Source organism: Paraburkholderia sp. ZP32-5 (assembly GCF_021390495.1).
In the GTDB taxonomy this organism is placed as follows: Bacteria; Pseudomonadota; Gammaproteobacteria; order Burkholderiales; family Burkholderiaceae; genus Paraburkholderia.
Genome location: NZ_JAJEJP010000001.1, coordinates 1,066,571 through 1,081,896, shown reverse-complemented (window position 1 = coordinate 1,081,896; position 15,326 = coordinate 1,066,571). Strand labels below are relative to the sequence as shown.

The 15,326-nt window shown below is 60.9% G+C and carries 16 protein-coding genes; 9 read left to right on the top strand and 7 right to left on the bottom strand.

Annotated elements, in window-relative coordinates:
• Window positions 1-51: 51 nt before the first annotated feature.
• The gene (locus tag L0U82_RS04580; RefSeq protein WP_233828800.1) at window positions 52-1,059 is read right to left on the bottom strand and encodes a zinc-dependent alcohol dehydrogenase family protein; all 1,008 of its coding nucleotides are present in this window, start codon (window positions 1,057-1,059) and stop codon (window positions 52-54) included.
• A gap of 192 nt (window positions 1,060-1,251) precedes the next feature.
• Here L0U82_RS04580 and L0U82_RS04575 point away from each other — a divergent pair, with 192 nt between their 5' ends.
• Window positions 1,252-2,142 carry a LysR family transcriptional regulator gene (locus tag L0U82_RS04575; protein WP_233828799.1) on the top strand — a complete coding sequence of 297 codons (891 nt, stop codon included), beginning with the start codon at window positions 1,252-1,254 and terminating at the stop codon, window positions 2,140-2,142.
• A 151-nt stretch (window positions 2,143-2,293) separates the two neighbouring features.
• The gene (locus tag L0U82_RS04570) at window positions 2,294-3,229 is read left to right on the top strand and encodes a hypothetical protein (protein WP_233828797.1); all 936 of its coding nucleotides are present in this window, start codon (window positions 2,294-2,296) and stop codon (window positions 3,227-3,229) included.
• Between the two features lie 28 nt (window positions 3,230-3,257).
• Here the strand turns inward: L0U82_RS04570 and L0U82_RS04565 are convergent, their stop codons facing one another.
• Window positions 3,258-4,136 (bottom strand): LysR substrate-binding domain-containing protein, encoded by an 879-nt coding sequence (locus L0U82_RS04565; RefSeq protein WP_233828795.1) that lies wholly within the window; start codon window positions 4,134-4,136, stop codon window positions 3,258-3,260.
• A 129-nt stretch (window positions 4,137-4,265) separates the two neighbouring features.
• Between L0U82_RS04565 and L0U82_RS04560 the strand changes: the two genes are divergently transcribed.
• From L0U82_RS04560 to L0U82_RS04540, 5 genes are all read left to right on the top strand, one after another.
• On the top strand, window positions 4,266-4,970 hold the full coding sequence (locus L0U82_RS04560) for an SDR family oxidoreductase (RefSeq protein ID WP_233828792.1): 705 nt from the start codon (window positions 4,266-4,268) through the stop codon (window positions 4,968-4,970).
• 364 nt (window positions 4,971-5,334) lie between these two features.
• On the top strand, window positions 5,335-6,741 hold the full coding sequence (locus L0U82_RS04555; RefSeq protein WP_233828790.1) for a class I SAM-dependent methyltransferase: 1,407 nt from the start codon (window positions 5,335-5,337) through the stop codon (window positions 6,739-6,741).
• Between the two features lies 1 nt (window position 6,742).
• On the top strand, window positions 6,743-8,080 hold the full coding sequence (locus tag L0U82_RS04550; protein ID WP_233828788.1) for a sensor histidine kinase: 1,338 nt from the start codon (window positions 6,743-6,745) through the stop codon (window positions 8,078-8,080).
• Between the two features lie 17 nt (window positions 8,081-8,097).
• Window positions 8,098-8,502 (top strand): response regulator, encoded by a 405-nt coding sequence (locus tag L0U82_RS04545; protein ID WP_233828786.1) that lies wholly within the window; start codon window positions 8,098-8,100, stop codon window positions 8,500-8,502.
• Between the two features lie 183 nt (window positions 8,503-8,685).
• The gene (locus L0U82_RS04540; RefSeq protein WP_233828785.1) at window positions 8,686-9,696 is read left to right on the top strand and encodes a response regulator; all 1,011 of its coding nucleotides are present in this window, start codon (window positions 8,686-8,688) and stop codon (window positions 9,694-9,696) included.
• 115 nt (window positions 9,697-9,811) lie between these two features.
• Here L0U82_RS04540 and L0U82_RS04535 read toward each other — a convergent pair whose 3' ends face one another.
• Window positions 9,812-10,621 carry an SDR family NAD(P)-dependent oxidoreductase gene (locus L0U82_RS04535; protein ID WP_233833116.1) on the bottom strand — a complete coding sequence of 270 codons (810 nt, stop codon included), beginning with the start codon at window positions 10,619-10,621 and terminating at the stop codon, window positions 9,812-9,814.
• A 141-nt stretch (window positions 10,622-10,762) separates the two neighbouring features.
• Between L0U82_RS04535 and L0U82_RS04530 the strand changes: the two genes are divergently transcribed.
• Window positions 10,763-11,392 carry a TetR/AcrR family transcriptional regulator gene (locus L0U82_RS04530; protein ID WP_233828784.1) on the top strand — a complete coding sequence of 210 codons (630 nt, stop codon included), beginning with the start codon at window positions 10,763-10,765 and terminating at the stop codon, window positions 11,390-11,392.
• A gap of 54 nt (window positions 11,393-11,446) precedes the next feature.
• Here the strand turns inward: L0U82_RS04530 and cynS are convergent, their stop codons facing one another.
• The 4 genes from cynS to L0U82_RS04510 all read right to left on the bottom strand — a co-directional run bounded on the left by cynS (window position 11,447) and on the right by L0U82_RS04510 (window position 14,407).
• Entirely contained in the window at window positions 11,447-11,914 is a 468-nt protein-coding gene (cynS, locus tag L0U82_RS04525; RefSeq protein WP_233828783.1) for a cyanase, read from the bottom strand.
• A 110-nt stretch (window positions 11,915-12,024) separates the two neighbouring features.
• Window positions 12,025-12,735: a cysteine hydrolase family protein gene (locus tag L0U82_RS04520; RefSeq protein ID WP_233828782.1), complete on the bottom strand. Its 711-nt coding sequence runs from the start codon at window positions 12,733-12,735 to the stop codon at window positions 12,025-12,027.
• Window positions 12,736-12,839: 104 nt separating this feature from the next.
• Window positions 12,840-13,430: a TetR/AcrR family transcriptional regulator gene (locus L0U82_RS04515; protein WP_233828781.1), complete on the bottom strand. Its 591-nt coding sequence runs from the start codon at window positions 13,428-13,430 to the stop codon at window positions 12,840-12,842.
• A gap of 71 nt (window positions 13,431-13,501) precedes the next feature.
• A complete protein-coding gene (locus L0U82_RS04510; RefSeq protein WP_233828780.1) occupies window positions 13,502-14,407 on the bottom strand; it encodes a LysR family transcriptional regulator in 906 nt (301 codons plus the stop codon).
• A 107-nt stretch (window positions 14,408-14,514) separates the two neighbouring features.
• Between L0U82_RS04510 and L0U82_RS04505 the strand changes: the two genes are divergently transcribed.
• Entirely contained in the window at window positions 14,515-15,264 is a 750-nt protein-coding gene (locus L0U82_RS04505; RefSeq protein WP_233828779.1) for an SDR family NAD(P)-dependent oxidoreductase, read from the top strand.
• Window positions 15,265-15,326: the final 62 nt, after the last annotated feature.

Below are 15,326 nucleotides of genomic sequence, written 5' to 3'. Positions count from 1 at the left end.
CGTCATTGCCGATTTGGCCCTCCGCTGCCGGCATCTGGTTGCGCGTGTCTGTTACGCCTGAGTCATCACATCGATAACGACCTTGATGTTCGCGCCACGCTCGACCGCTTCGTGCGCTTCCATTGCCGTATCGAGCGTGAAGCGACGCGGGTCGAGAACCGGCCGGATTTTGCCGGCCTCGACGAGCCCGGTAAGCTCGCGCAAAATCGCGCCCTGATGCGCGCGCCGCTCGCCGCTCAGCATCGGATAAAGCACGAACTCGCCGCTGATATCCGCATTGCGCAGCGACGAGATCGCCAGATTGTGCGGTTGATAGGCGACGCAACTGACGATATGGCCGTAATGCCGCACGGCGCCGAGCGACGCCTCGAGTGTGTCGCCGCCGACCGTGTCGTAGATCAGGTCGAAGCCTTCACCGTCCGTGTATTGCTGCACGTATTGTTCGACGGGCGTGCTCGTGTAGTCGATCGGCGTGGCGCCGAGCTCTCGCACCAGTTCCAGCTTGGCACCGCTTGCCGTTGCGTAGACGTCGGCGCCAAGCGCTTTCGCGAGCTGCACGACAATATGGCCTACGCCACCCGCGCCGCCCTGTACGAGCACCTTCGGTTTGTTACCCGCCTGGATCTCAGCTCGCAGATGCGCGCGGTCGACCAGACCTTCCCACGCGGTCAGCGCAACGAGCGGCAGCGCCGCGGCCTCGCGCATGCTCAGATTGCGAGGCTTGCTCGCGAACATCGACGCATCGGCTGTCATGAATTCCGCGAGCGAACCCGGCAGTCCGCGCACGCCGCCGGCCATCCCATAGACTTCGTCGCCAACGGAAAAGCCCGTTACGCCTGCGCCAACCTCGGTGACGACACCGGCGACATCCGTGCCCAGAATCGCCGGCAACTCGGGCATCGCAAACGACGCATCGCCGCGACGGATCTTGTAGTCGATCGGATTGACGCCGCTTGCGTGCACACGAATGCGCAACTGGCCGTTTGCAGGAAGCGGCGATTCGATGTCCGCTGCACGGAACCGGCCGTTCTGGTAAGTATCGAGTAGAAGTGCCCGCATGATCGTTTGTCCTTGATTCATATCGATGAAGTAAAGCTTCATCGCGTGCCTTCCACTGCTTGGCAGCCAGATTGGCAACCACGGTGCTCAGGTTCGCTATGAATGGCGCCAGTCTGGACGCGATCGATCGATCGGATAAGATGGCCAACCATGCATGCGCTGCTGAGCCAGATTCACCAATGACCCCACTCGATGATTGAAAATAGCGAGCTATCGGAACTGGCCGCCTTCGCAGCGGTTGCGACGCATCGCAGCTTCCGCAAAGCGGCGATCGAACGCGGTACGTCGGCCTCCGCCGTGAGTCATGCGGTACGGAACCTCGAGGCTCGAGTCGGTGTGCGCCTTCTGCATCGCACCACCCGCAACGTTTCGTTGACCGACGCGGGCCAGATGCTGTTCGCCAGCCTGGACCCGGCGCTGTCGAACATACGCATGGCTGTCGATGGCCTGAACCGGTGGCGCGACACGCCTTTCGGTACGGTCAGGATCAATGTGCCCAATACGATTGCTCCATTCGTGTTTGGCGACACGATCGAAATGCTATTGAAAGAAAATCCCGGTTTGCGTGTGGAGATCGTGGCTACGGATCAGCGCGTCGACATCGTCGAAGAAGGTTTCGACGCCGGCATCCGTCTTGGCGAGAGGCTGTCGCAGGACATGGTCGCGGTGCGGATTCGCTCCAATCTGCGTTTTGCGGTCGTCGGCTCACCGGCTTACTTCGAAAAGCACGGCACGCCGTCCACTCCCTACGAACTGAACGAGCATGTGTGCATTCGGTATGCGTTTCCGGGCGGCACGCTTCTGCAATGGGAGTTTCAGCAGAAGAACGGCGAATTCATTCATGTGGAAGTCGATGGCCCGCTCACCGTCGACAGTCAGGAACTGATGGTGGATTCCGCGGCGCGCGGAATCGGTCTTGCATATGTGTGGGAGCAGCGCGCCGAATCCTTTCTGCGAGACGGCAGGCTCTTACGCTGCCTTGAAGACTGGTGCCCGCAGGAAGAGAACATCTTCCTTTATTTCCCGAGCAGAAAGCACCAGCCCGCGGGCTTGCGCGCGGTCATTGAAGCGTTGAAAGCCTGACGTGCTGTGAATTTCCGAGGCACCGCGCGTCTATTGAATTGGTTCGATGACTGTGCGCGGCTGATGGCTGCTGCATCAGCAGAATGCTTCAAGGTTATTCCAGCGTGGCCGTTATCAAGTCATTACAAAAGCGCGACAAGGACCCTTGCCGATGCAGCGCACGTTCCGCACATTTCTTCTGGCGTTCCTGATGGTTCTCACGGCTTGCAGCACGACGACCGGGTCTTCTCGCCTGGTTCAGCGCCCGTCGGAGCGCGTATCAGCCTTATCCATTCACTACATCCACCATTCACTCGTCGCAAAGAAACCCCTCGCGCGCGACTGGGTAAATGCACAACTGGCCCACGAAGATTACGACCAGCTAGGCAGCCGCATCGCTAAACTCGCGCCGCCACTATTGAACGCTCGTCATATGTCGATGACGACCTTCTACGAAACCACCGCGGGTCAACCGATCAGTCCAGACTCGGCCAGGACAATTGGCAACAGCGGGTTCGAATTGCAGATTAGCGTCACGCAAGGGTCGATCACCGCAGTGCGACTGGCCAGTACCGAGGCCGAAGTGATATTCGACTTCTCGGCAATTTTGCAAGACAGGAAAAGCGGCGCGATTATATGGCTCGGCGCATATCACACCGACAGCATTCCATTGTCCCGCTGGCATGTCGGATTCGATGACCGCGCGCTGTCGACGTTGCTGGCGCGGATGTTCGACGATATGGCAGCGAAGGGCGCCGTCGTGGGCACGCCGGTAATCATCGAGAGCGGCCAACAACAGTCCGGCGGCACCACTGACAACCGGCATTCGATCACGGACGTGGACGCAGTGCCATTGATCGATGCGCGTGGCCGCGACGGCTATCGGGCATGGTTGTATCGTCCGTCTCCAAAGGCATTCGTCATTGCGTCCAACGGAAACTGGCGTGCTACCTGGGGCAAAGTTCCGCAGGGCGAGCCTGTAGATGCAGCCGAGCGGGCGATGCAACACTGCCAGTCGTCCGGGCTGAAAGACTGCACGCTGTACGCGGTCGATGACAAGGTCGTCTGGCCATTCGCATCCTCGACCCAATCACAACCAACTCCATAGCAGACCCCGCAATTCACACCCCGCACCGTCACACTGACGCGCGCTGATGCAACCATTCGCGCAGCGCCGCCACCGCTTGCGGATGCTGCTGCTTGCGCGGAAACACCAGATAAAAGCCAGCCCCAGTATCGAACGTCTGCGCGAAATAATGGACGAGACGCCCCGCCGCCAGATCGCGCGCGACGAACGCCGGATTCGCCAGCGCGATTCCCTGGCCTTCGAGTGCGGCATCGATAGCCAGCGCGATCTGGTTGAAGTGGATGTTCTTGAAGTCGAGCGGCTTGTCAGGCTGCATCCGCGCGAGAAACTGCGGCCAGAGATTATGGGCGTCATGCAGCAACGTGCGGCTTCCCGTCTCCGAGCGCTTGCGTTTACCAGCGGACATCTCGGGACTCGCAACCGCAACGAGCACATCGTCGAATAGCAGTTCCGCGGTGAGTCCCGCGCCGAACGGCGGCTGCCCATAGCGCACCGCGAGATCGATTCCATCCGTCTGGAAATGCGACAGACGCTCGGTCGCGACAATGCGCAAGTCGGTTCCCGGATGCGCCGCCGTGAACTCCGGCAAGCGTGGAATCAGCCACTTGGCCGCGAACGTCGGCGTCACGCTGATCGTCAGCTTCAGCGGCTGCGGCCGCAGCGCTCGGGTCGCCTCGGTCAGCACGTCGAACGCGCGGCGAACGCTGACCGCATAACTTTGACCGTTTTCGGTCAGCACGAGCCCACGAGGCCGGCGCTCGAACAGCTTGAGGCCCAGCTCAGCCTCGAGACCACGGATATGCTGCCCCACCGCGCCCTCGGTCACGCCGAGCGCTTCAGCCGCGCGCCGAAAGCTCAGATGCCGGCTGACCGCCTCGAATACGCGCAGGCCATTCAGCGACGGCAGTTTCTCGTCTGAGTCCTTCATACAATAGTTTTTCTACTGTTAACTGGCAATGAAACTGCCGGATTGCAACCGCGCGACGGTGCTATTCTTTTTCCATTCATCGGCGTTTTTGGGCAGCCGTGGATCCACGGTCTTAAGGAGAATATCACCATGACAGTAGAAAAAGTTGCGGTCCTGACGGCCGCGGGCAGCGGCATCGGTGCGGCGGCCGCACGCCGTCTCGCGGCTGACGGCTTCAAGGTTGCGATCCTTTCGTCCTCCGGCAAGGCAGAGGCGATCGCCAGCGAACTGGGCGGCATCGGCGTCACCGGTTCGAACCAGTCGAACGACGATCTGCGCAGACTCGTCGACGACGCGATGTCGCGCTGGGGCCGCATCGACGTGCTGGTCAACAGCGCGGGGCACGGGCCGCGCGCGCCGTTGCTCGATTTGAGCGACGACGACTGGCATCGCGGGCTCGATGTCTATCTGCTGAACGTGATCCGGCCGACGCGTCTCGTCGCGCCGATCATGCAGAAACAGCAGGCGGGCGTGATCGTCAATGTGTCGAGCGCATGGGCTTTCGAACCGAGCGCGATGTTTCCGACCTCGGCGGCCTTCAGGGCGGCGCTGGCGAGCTTCACGAAGCTGTTTGCCGACTCGCACGCCAAGGACAACGTGCGCATGAACAACGTGCTGCCCGGCTGGATCGACAGCCTGCCGGCCACCGAAGAGCGCCGCGAGAGCGTGCCGATGCAGCGCTACGGCAAGAGCGAGGAAATCGCCGCGACGATCGCGTTTCTCGCTTCCGACGGCGCGGGTTACATCACCGGGCAAAACATCCGCGTGGATGGCGGACTGATGCGCTCCGTGTGAAAGCGATGCACAGTCGGCGGCGTGCCTCGGACCCGCGGGTTCGGACGCCGTCGAACACCCCTTTCGAGCGCTTACTCGCTCACTCCCCCCTCTCTTTGATGCGCGCCAGGTAATTTCACCGATCGTGCTGGAGCGAACCGACAGCATTCATTTTTTATCAGTAGAATGCTGCAAATCGCAAAGATCGGTACCGTTCCGAAGCTGGCCTTCAGGCCCACCAGGCTAACGAGTCCGTCGATACCGATGGCGGCGTTTCGTCACCTGGACCGAGGAAACTATCTACGCCGACTGGCCGGCCTGCTGGCCTGGGTATGGCACCAGATTTCAGACCAACCTCCCGTGGTACTTACCTAGCCGCAATACTGTGTATTCGAAAACGCAAATCGATCCGGTAGTGAGCTTCCGCAACTCGCAGGGCGAGCAGGTGCGGGGCACGATCATCAATCTCCAGCGCAAGTCCCTGGTGATGGAGGTCTATAACCCCTATTCGATTGTTCAGGTCAGCGAGGTGCTGAGCGACCTGTCGGTCAAGATGGGCGTCGAGCACGCCTACTCGGGCAAGGCGGTCGTCATCAGTATGGTGAATACCGGCCTGACCGCCATCGTGTCGGTCACGCTGATCGCCGAGTGGCGCGAGCTGAGCGCCGACGTGCTGGAAGCGCGCACCGTCGGGGACGAAGCCCGCCAGTTCGTGCAGGACTGGGCCGAGCGCTTCCAGATCCGCCGCGACTATCAGATCGCGGTCAATCAGATCCGGGCGTTTCTGTCGGACATGTCGCGCTGGGTCGAGCAGGCGGACCTCGCGGACAGCATGCCGAAGGAAGGTAAGACTCTGCGCGAGGACTTCTTCCTCGAACTGGCATCGCCGCTGATGGAAAGGACCAAGGTCTACTTCGACGATTTCGAAGGCGAAGCGCGCCTGGTCGACGAAGAACTGGCGCCTGCTCACCGCGCCTTTGCGCAGGCCGCGCTGCATCCGCTGCTGCTGCGTTCGCCGTTCGTGTTCCGCACGTTCACGAAGCCGCTCGGCTACGCGGGTGACTATCAGATGGTCAACCAGATGATCGACGATCCGCGCCAGGGTCCGAGCACCTATTTCCAGATCGTCAACGCGGCCTTCCTGCAGACGGCCGTCGCACGCGCGCACCGCAATCGCATCGATCTGTTGGTCGACTATCTGACCCGGCTTGCTAACGAAGCGCGCGCCGCGGGCCGGCCGTTCCGCGTGCTGAACGTGGGCTGTGGCCCCGCTCAGGAGATCCAGCGCTTCATCCAGGAATACGACGAGCCGCACTGGCTGACATTCGAGCTGCTCGACTTCAGCCAGGAAACCTTGGACTGGACGCGCGACCGCCTCGGGTCGATCGCGCAGAAAGCGGCCAAGCGCATGACCATCAGCTACAGCCACGATTCGGTCCACCACCTGCTCAAGCGCCGGATGGACGAGGATGCACCGGACGTCCGCGAGTTCGACGCGGTCTATTGCGCCGGCCTGTTCGACTATCTGTCGGACAAGGTCTGCGCGCGGCTGAACCAGCATTTCGCCAGCCGCACCCGCCATGGCGGCCGCCTGCTGGTCACCAACGTGCACGCCGACAACCCCGAGCGCTTCAGCATGGAGCACGTGCTGGAGTGGTACCTGATCTATCGCAACGAGGCACAGATGGCCGAGATCATGCCGGAGAACTGCGGCGAACCGCGTCTGTACACGGACGCGACCGGGGTCAATGTGTTCGCCGAGACGGTGATCGGCCAGCAACAAGTAGCCTGAGATGACGACATCCCTGGCTGGGCTCTATTCGAACTATCGTGAAGAGCTGCGCGACTACCGCTTGCTGTGCAGCAAGGCCGGCGGCCTGACCGTCATCGTGCTGGTGCTGATGGGCGTGGCGCTCGACTACGTCGTGTACCCGTCCGAGCAGAAGTGCTTTGCGATCATCCGGGTGCTGACGAGCGTGGCCATCGGGCTCGCGTTGCTGTCGCTCTATACGGCGGCGGGCAAACGCCACGTGCAGGTCATCACGTTCTTCTGGCTGCTGCTGCCGCAGGCCATGATCTCGTGGATGATTTACGCGACGCAGGGCGAGGCGTCGCTGTTCTACGCCGGGCTCATGCTGACGATCTTCGCGGTGGGGATTCTGTTTCCATCCGGCTACTGGCAGACGCTGGCCTTCGGCGTGGCCACGGTCGTGCTGTACTACATCGCGTGCGTCGCGCATCCGGGCGGCATCCAGGACGCAAGCCAGTTCAAGTTCCAGTTGATCCTGATCTTCTTCTGCGCGGTGGCCAGTTCCATTTACACGTACTTCAACGAGAAGGGCCGCTTCCAGCTTTTCCGGCTCAAGGACGAGGTCGCGCACAAGAACGAACAACTCGCGCGCACCAATGAAAGCCTCGCGCAGATCAAAGGCCAGTTGCTGCAGCAGGAGAAGATGGCGGCAATCGGTACGTTGTCGGCTGGCCTGCTTCACGAAGTGAACAACCCGGTGAACTTCTGCCTGATGGCGATCGAACTGGCGATGGAGGAGCGGCAGGCCAAGGAAAGCGCGACGCTGCAGGAGTGCCTGATCGATGCCAAGCAGGGCATGCAGCGCATCCAGCACATTGTCTCGGATCTGAAGACCTTTGCGTACCGCAAGCCGGGTGCATCCGCGGACGGCGTGCCGTTCCTGTTCGAGAAAGCGCTCGATTCGTCGACCCGGCTGAGCGCGCACGAGCTGCGCGGCGTCAGCGTCACACGCGAGCTGCCCGGCGACACACTGGTGCTGGGCGACGAAGCGGCGGTCATCGGCGTGCTGATCAACCTGTTCTCGAACGCCGCGCTCGCGATGCAGAAGGCCAGGACCGCCTCGCCGAAAATTCATGTCACCGTGCAATGGCGCGATGAGCGGCTGCATGTGAATGTGCGCGACAACGGCCCCGGCATCGCGCCGGAGAATCTGGCGCGGGTATTCGAACCATTCTTCACTACCCGCGAAGTCGGCCAGGGCCTCGGCCTCGGTCTGTCGATCAGCTATGCGGTGGTGGAGCGCCACGGCGGCACACTGTTCGCGGAAAGCGAGCTGGGCAAGTGGACTGCGTTCAACTTCGACCTGCCGCGGGCCGAATGATGTTGAGTGGTGTGGAGATGAGAGAGACCCAGCAAGCGCGGCAGACCGTCGTCTATGTCGACGATGAGGAACTGGCCCGCAAGTACTTTGCGCGCTCGGCCGGCAGCGACTATGAGGTGCTGCTCGCGTGCGACGCGGAGGAGGCCCTGGATATCCTGCGCCGCGAAGGCGCGCGGGTGGCGGTCGTGGTGACCGACTTCCGCATGCCGGGCCGGCACGGTGCCGATCTGCTGCGGCAGGTCTCGCACGAGTATCCGCATATCGTGCGGATACTCGTGACAGCCTACGCGGACGGCGACGCGCTGCCGGAATCGGTGCATGCCGGCGAGGTGTTTCGAATCCTGGAAAAGCCGCTGGGCGTGAGCACGGTCCGCGAAGTGCTCGCATCGGCGACCGCGGCGCCGTTATCGCCCCGGAGGTGATGCGGCGCCTGACTGTCACCCAGTTATCGCGGACGCCGGCGTGAGCGGCTTGCACATGAATTTCTACCCCCGCGTGATGCAGTCCTTTGGCGGAAGTATCAGGATCGCATCCGCGTCCGGCGACGGCATGACCGGGACGCTGGAATTCCCAAATTTCAAGGATCGAATGCACAGGAGTTACCAATGAGCACTACGATTGCCGACCAGACACCGCCCCCGGCGATTCTGTTCGTTGATGACGAAGCCACCGCGCTCAAATACTTCGAGCGCGCGATCGGCGCGATCGCGCCGGTCGTGACGGGCGCCTCCGTCGAGGACGGCAAGGCCATGCTGGATGCGCACGCGGCCAGCCTCGCAGTGCTGGTGTCCGACCAGCGCATGCCGGGCGAGTATGGCAACGAACTTCTGCGCTATGCGCGCGAGCGCTATCCGCATATCGTGCGGATCCTGACGACCGCCTATTCGGAGCTGGACCAGACCGTCGAGGCCGTCAACCAAGGCCAGATCCATCGCTATATCAAGAAGCCGTGGGATATCAGCGCGCTGCGCATGGAGATGAAGCAGGCGCTGGAACTGGCGGGGCTGCGCAAGGAACGCGACCAGCTGGTGCGCGAAAAGCTCGGCGTGCTGCAAACGCAGACCGTCGCGACCCGCATCGGCATCGTGCACACGCTGTGCGCGAGCCTGATCGGCCCGGGCCGCTTCCAGCCGGTGGAAACCTATCTGGCCGGCACGCAACTGGCCGGTGCGCGCAACGTCGAGCCGGACTGGCAGCGGATGGACTACGCGGATCTGGTGCGTGTCGAGAGCGAATGCAGCGGCAGCTTCGGCCACGCGGTCAGTACACGGCTGGCGGAGTTGCGTAAGCAACATGCGGGACGGGGTGCCGCCGACGCGGTGCAGGTCTTCACCGACGTCCTCGGCGCCACGGTGCGCGGCAATGGCGATGCGCTGACGTGGACGTCGCCGGCCACGCTGAGCGAGTTCCTCACGCGGCCGGTGGGCCAGACCGTATCGGCCGAGCACGCGAGCTGGCTGGCCGGTCTGCTGTGGCTCGAAGAAGCCGGCGGTGCGCTGCAATTCGGGCGTGAAGGCGACACGATCGTCTGCCGCGCCGGTGCACGCACCGCGAGTTTTGCGGCCGATCGCCTGGCGGTCTGGATCGAGCGGTTCTCGGAACCGGCGTTAGGCTAGACGAAGGACGGGATCGCGGAGTTCGCGGCGACTGCGCCACTTGCGCCAATCGCCGACGGGCCTGCGATCTCGCCGATCCTCGGATCGCGCGCGATCACAAGCGCAATAGCGGTGCTTAAACGGCTGTCGAAGCGGCGCGATAACGCGCCGCCGGTTCGGAAAGCGACAGCTTTTCCGAAAGAGCAACACGTGCCTTTTCGTATTCATCCCACTCGGCCAGATCGGGCAGCGACGGCGACGTCATGAATTCGCCCTGATCGAGGCCGGCGAGTGCGGCATCGACCATCGCTTCAGTCTGCATGACCATTTCCTTCGGCAGGTTCGTCACCGGCAAGCCCGCATTCGCCCAGATATCGGTCGCGGTGGCGCCGGGCAATACCGCTTGCACGCGTACGCCCTTATCAGACAGTTCATGTTTCAGAGACTGGCTGAAGGCGAGAACGAACGCTTTCGAGCCTGAGTAGACGCCGTTCAGTCGTTCTGTCCCGATCGACACCGCCGACGCGATATTGATGATGGTTCCGCTACCGCGCTTCACGAAGCCAGGCGCCACCGCATAGGTCAGACGCATCAGCGCGTCGATATTGATCGACACCAGCGTGCTCATCGCGTTGACGTCCGTGTCGAGCAATGGCGTCACCGCCGCGACACCCGCATTGTTGACGAGCAGCGAAACGCGCTCATCGTTGCGAAGGATGTCTTCGACACGCGCTACCCCGTCGCGATCCGTCAGGTCTGCCTCGACGACTTCTACTTTGCGGCCCGTGTCGCTGATAATCTGGCTTGCCAGGCTTTGCAGCCGGTCGACACGGCGAGCCACGAGAATCAGGTCGTAGCCCCGCTTTGCCAGCCGATCGGCGTAGACCGCGCCGATGCCAGCCGAAGCACCTGTGACGATGGCCACTTTATCTGCATGATTGCTCATTTGGGTACCTTTCAAGTTGAGTTGGTCAACGCCGGCCGATGCACTATTATGATGATGGGCAACATTGATACGCTCACAATAATGTTGAGCAACATCATTGTCAAGCACAGGAACCCGGTGCGCTGATGAGGAGAGACTGACATGAGATTGACGAAAGAACAGGCTGAGCAGAATCGACGTACGATCGTCGAGACGGCGTCGCGATTGTTCCGCGCGCGCGGCATCGAGAATGTGTCCGTTGCGGACGTGATGAAAGAGTCCGGCTTTACGCACGGTGGTTTCTATAACCACTTTGCGTCCAAGGAAGAATTAGCCGCCGAGGCGGTGGCTTGCGCATTCGATACTGCGACGAGCAATTTTGCCGAGATGGTTTCGTCGGGAAGCGATCCGAGAAAAGCGCTTCTGTCGGCTCTCGCCGCTTATCTCAGCCCGGAGCACCGCGACGAATGCGCCGAAGGATGCCCCGCGACGGCTCTACAGGCCGATGTCGCCCGAACCGGCGCGAATATCCAGCAGATTTACGCCACGGGCATTGAGGCCTATCTGGACATCCTCGCCGCGCCCATTGAAGGCGACAAACGAAAATCACGGCAGGAAGCGATGTCCGCGATCAGCGCAATGGTAGGCGCACTGTCGCTCTCGCGCGCAGTGAAAGATGGACGGCCCGAACTCTCGGACGAATTGCTTAGCGTCGCGCGCAAGCATTTTCGGCGTCTGATAGCCGAATTGGTACCGAAGCGGAAACCGGCACCGAGCGGTGCCGATCACTAGTGGATTGCCGCTCGGCGCGCGAGCGCGCCGCCGGCATGATGCACGCTGAAAAGATCAAAACGGCCTGTAGGGAAGGAATTTCCCGTCCAGAGTGACGACCGCGCGCGAGCCGCCTTCGGGATCGTCGACTTTCTTCACATCGATCCGAAAGTTGATAGCACTGATGATGCCATCGCCAAACTGCTCGTGCACGAGTGCCTTCAACGTGCTGCCATATACCTGCACCATTTCATAGAAGCGGTAGATGGTCGGATCGGTCGGCACGTTTCCTGGAATGCTGCCTCGCACCGGAATCGTCTGCAGTAGCAAGCGGTCTTCTTCGTCGAGTTCCAGTTTCTCCGCCACGCTGCGTGCCGCATCTTCGGGCAATGGATGTTGGCCCAGCAGCGCAGCCGTCACATAAGCAACGCTAAGACCGGTTCCTTCTGCAAGTGCCTCGAAGCTCAGGTTCTTTCGCACCTTTGCGATAACAGCGCGTTCGGTGAGTGCCGCGCGCGCGTCCTGGGAAATTAGAGATTGCATATCGATTCCTTTGATTTGCCACACTGCGGTTCGTTAATAACGGCACGCTCTCTCCACAGACGATAGATAAGCGCGTAGCGGCAGTGTGGCCTGGTCAAAATAACTGCGGTTCAGGCGCGAAGCTGTTCGAGCGTCTCAGCCGTGGTCCAGAGCGCGTGCGCGAGGAAACGATAGTTGATGATGGCCGCAAGATACCCGTCCCCTTCCGGCACGCGCGGACCGGCTGTCGCATCGCGTACGACGACGACTTCGAAGCCTTGCTCGATCAGTTCCCGCAGATGTGACTCGATGCAAAGATTCGCCGCCATCCCCGCCAGAATGATCTGGGAGACGCCTTGTTTGCGAAGCTGCAGTACGAGATCGTTCGTTTCCGGGCCGTACACCTTATGCGGCGACGCAATGATCGTCTTGCCGTCGAGAATATACGGCTTGTACTCTTCGAGGAAATCCGCACCCGAGCCTTCGAACGCGTCGAGCGTGACCGGCCCCTTGCGCGCAAACATGTTGATATCGTGCATCACCTTTTCGAGCGGGCCGCCGAAGTGCCAATGATGATCGACCGGATAGTAGTAATGCGGTGACACCGCGACCGTCAATCCGACATCCTTCGCGGCGCTGAACAATTGTCCGATGTGCTCGACCGTATTGTTCTCAACGATGCTCGCACCGAAATACGCCCAGCTCGCACCGCTTGGGCTCAGGAAGTCGTTTTGCGGATCGATAACGACAAGTGCCGCGTTCTCCTTTTTCAGCTTGAAAGTCGAACGAGGAAGCGCTGGATTCAGCGGATCGGCGTAGTTAGCCTGGTTTTGGCTGCTCATGAAAAGCTCCTTGAAGGATTGACCGCAAAGAAGTGAAGCGGCGTGGCAGGACGTGGCGACCTTGAAAATAAATGACCAGTCGGTTATTTATATGGACAAATTTTTTAGACGAGCAGCAACGGAAGCACGACCTTCTCGAAACGACGACATGCCTTGCCGCTTTGTTCGAGTTTGCTGCGCATGACGGCGCCTTCGTAGGCTTCGACAAGGATCGTCGCCACTTCCGCTACGTTGCGATCTGCGTCGAAATCGCCGCACTGTTGCGCTTCGCGCAGGCAGTCGGCCAGCGCGGCTTCCCAGCGCTTCACGATGGCGGAAATCCGCTGCCGCGTGTCCTCGCTCGCATGTGACAGTTCGAGCGACAGGTTTCCGATCAGGCAGCCCAACGTAAAATCCTTCTGGGCATGATCGCTGGAAAGTGCATGGAAAAATCGGGTGATACGAACGAGCGGCCGAACCGACGCCTCCCGCAGCAGGCTGCCATGGCGAGCCTCGATGGACAGCCAGTACGCCTCCACGATCTCGACGGCGAAAGCTTCCTTGCTGTCGAAATAGTTGTAGAACGAGCCCTTGGGCACACCTACCGCTGCCGTGATATCACCGACTCCGCAGCCGTTAAAACCCATTTCGTGTACGGTATCGCGCCCGATTGTCAGGAATCGCGTGCGGACTTCAGGGTTCGGTGGTCTGGGCATTGGGGCTCAAGATCGCATGGTTGGCACGGGTAGTAAGATAGTCGGTCATCTATTATCGTGTCAAGCTGTCTTCACGAATTCGGATTGCCCTTCCACGGCAATGATTCGATCTGCTCCGACACGAAGTCCATGAACAACGCCGCCCGGTTTGGAACATTGCGCCCAAATGCGTGCAGAAATTGCAGTGGAACCGAACGCAGCGGCACATCACGCATCAGCACCTTTAATCGCCTTGCCGCGACATCGGCGTGCACGGTCGTGCCGAGAAGTTGCGCAATGCCTAGCCCGTTGACAGCAGCCGTTCTCATCGCTTCACCATTGTCGGTGTCGAACATTCCTTGCGGGAACAACGTCTGGCCATTGTGGAAAGTAATCGGGAAGATCTGCCCGCCAAGCCGGTAACGTACATGGCGGTGAGTGGTGAGGTCCTTGATCGTATGAGGCTCGCCATACGTTTTCAGATACTTCGGCGATGCGACGAGAACGAGCCGCAAGCTCGCCAACGAGCGGGAATACAGCCCACTATCGCTGGCCTCGCCGACCCTCAGCACCAGATCGAATCCTTCCCGGATCAGATCGACATGTCGGTCGCCGATGTTCACGTCCAGCGCGAGGTCAGGATGTCGCGCGAGAAAAGTGGACGCGATCGATTCAAGCAGCGTATGCCCCAAATCTCCGGGCAAACTGACGCGCAACCGGCCTGTGGCTGTCGCTGGAGCCGCCAATACTTCGTCGGCCTCCGCGATGCCTTTCACCAATGGCGCGACGCGTTCGTAGTAGGCCTGCCCTCCTATCGACAACGAGAACGCCCGTGTCGTGCGCTGGAAAAGGCGAACGCCAAGCCTACGTTCAAGCCGTGCGATGCTCTTCGATACGGCCGACGGTGTCGTCCCGAGCAGGCGTGCGCCACCCGTAAATGATCCCGCCTCGACAGAGCGCACGAATGCGGCCAAACCCTGCAGATGTTCAACGGTCATTGATGACAGAATGGAACAGGTGAAAGGGCCATTGTATGACTTCCATATCTATCAAGATCAAATTAGATTGACCGGCATTCGGTTTTGGATATGACCATGGAGCGGCAATGAAGAACCTCGCAGGCAAAACAGCCATCGTGACGGGTGGCAATAGCGGAATCGGCTTTGCCATCGCGAAGACGCTGATCGAAAACGGTGCGGATGTGATGATCGTCGGCCGCCGTGCTGATGCCGTTGACGCGGCCGTTCGCGAATTAGGCCCGCGCGCAATCGGTTTGACCGGCGACGTAGCCGATCTCGCGACACATGATCGCGTCGCGGCACTGGCGGCGCAGAAATTCGGCGGGGTCGATATCTATGTCGCCAATGCCGGCATCAATATGATCAGTTCGTCGCAAGACGTCAGCGTCGCCGACTATGATGCGCAGTTCTCCACCAATACCCGCTCCGTGTTCTTCGGCGTTCAAAAGATATCCGCGCACTTGCGTAACGCAGCCACGGTCCTGCTCGTCAGCTCGGTGGCCAGCAGCAAGGTCATGGAAGGACACGCCGCCTATGCCGGCAGTAAAGCCGCCATCGAAGCCTTCGCTCGCGCATGGGCGCTCGAGTTCAAGCAACGTGCTATTCGCGTGAATGTGCTGAGTCCCGGACCGGTAGACACGCCCATTCTGTCGAAACTGGGCATCCCCGCCGACGCCCGCAAGGACTTCGAAGTCGGCATCGCCGCGGCGATCCCGCTCGGTCGTCTGGGCCATACCGACGAACTGGCTCGCGCGGCGCTTTTCCTCGTCAGCAGTGACAGCAGTTTCATCACGGGAGTCAATCTGGCCGTTGATGGCGGAATCAGCCTGACCTGATGCGAACAAAACCCCGTCGGTCGATCCCTCTACGGAAAGTTCGGTCTTCGTAGCGCGCAGAA

What these genes read in the sequence shown, in the direction of transcription:
- L0U82_RS04580 (WP_233828800.1), bottom strand. Translation starts at nt 1,059, where the DNA reads ATGCGGGCACTTCTACTCGATACTTACCAGAACGGCCGGTTCCGTGCA.
- L0U82_RS04575 (WP_233828799.1), top strand. Translation starts at nt 1,252, where the DNA reads ATGATTGAAAATAGCGAGCTATCGGAACTGGCCGCCTTCGCAGCGGTT.
- L0U82_RS04570 (WP_233828797.1), top strand. Translation starts at nt 2,294, where the DNA reads ATGCAGCGCACGTTCCGCACATTTCTTCTGGCGTTCCTGATGGTTCTC.
- L0U82_RS04565 (WP_233828795.1), bottom strand. Translation starts at nt 4,136, where the DNA reads ATGAAGGACTCAGACGAGAAACTGCCGTCGCTGAATGGCCTGCGCGTA.
- L0U82_RS04560 (WP_233828792.1), top strand. Translation starts at nt 4,266, where the DNA reads ATGACAGTAGAAAAAGTTGCGGTCCTGACGGCCGCGGGCAGCGGCATC.
- L0U82_RS04550 (WP_233828788.1), top strand. Translation starts at nt 6,743, where the DNA reads ATGACGACATCCCTGGCTGGGCTCTATTCGAACTATCGTGAAGAGCTG.
- L0U82_RS04545 (WP_233828786.1), top strand. Translation starts at nt 8,098, where the DNA reads ATGAGAGAGACCCAGCAAGCGCGGCAGACCGTCGTCTATGTCGACGAT.
- L0U82_RS04540 (WP_233828785.1), top strand. Translation starts at nt 8,686, where the DNA reads ATGAGCACTACGATTGCCGACCAGACACCGCCCCCGGCGATTCTGTTC.
- L0U82_RS04535 (WP_233833116.1), bottom strand. Translation starts at nt 10,621, where the DNA reads ATGAGCAATCATGCAGATAAAGTGGCCATCGTCACAGGTGCTTCGGCT.
- L0U82_RS04530 (WP_233828784.1), top strand. Translation starts at nt 10,763, where the DNA reads ATGAGATTGACGAAAGAACAGGCTGAGCAGAATCGACGTACGATCGTC.
- cynS (WP_233828783.1), bottom strand. Translation starts at nt 11,914, where the DNA reads ATGCAATCTCTAATTTCCCAGGACGCGCGCGCGGCACTCACCGAACGC.
- L0U82_RS04520 (WP_233828782.1), bottom strand. Translation starts at nt 12,735, where the DNA reads ATGAGCAGCCAAAACCAGGCTAACTACGCCGATCCGCTGAATCCAGCG.
- L0U82_RS04515 (WP_233828781.1), bottom strand. Translation starts at nt 13,430, where the DNA reads ATGCCCAGACCACCGAACCCTGAAGTCCGCACGCGATTCCTGACAATC.
- L0U82_RS04510 (WP_233828780.1), bottom strand. Translation starts at nt 14,407, where the DNA reads ATGACCGTTGAACATCTGCAGGGTTTGGCCGCATTCGTGCGCTCTGTC.
- L0U82_RS04505 (WP_233828779.1), top strand. Translation starts at nt 14,515, where the DNA reads ATGAAGAACCTCGCAGGCAAAACAGCCATCGTGACGGGTGGCAATAGC.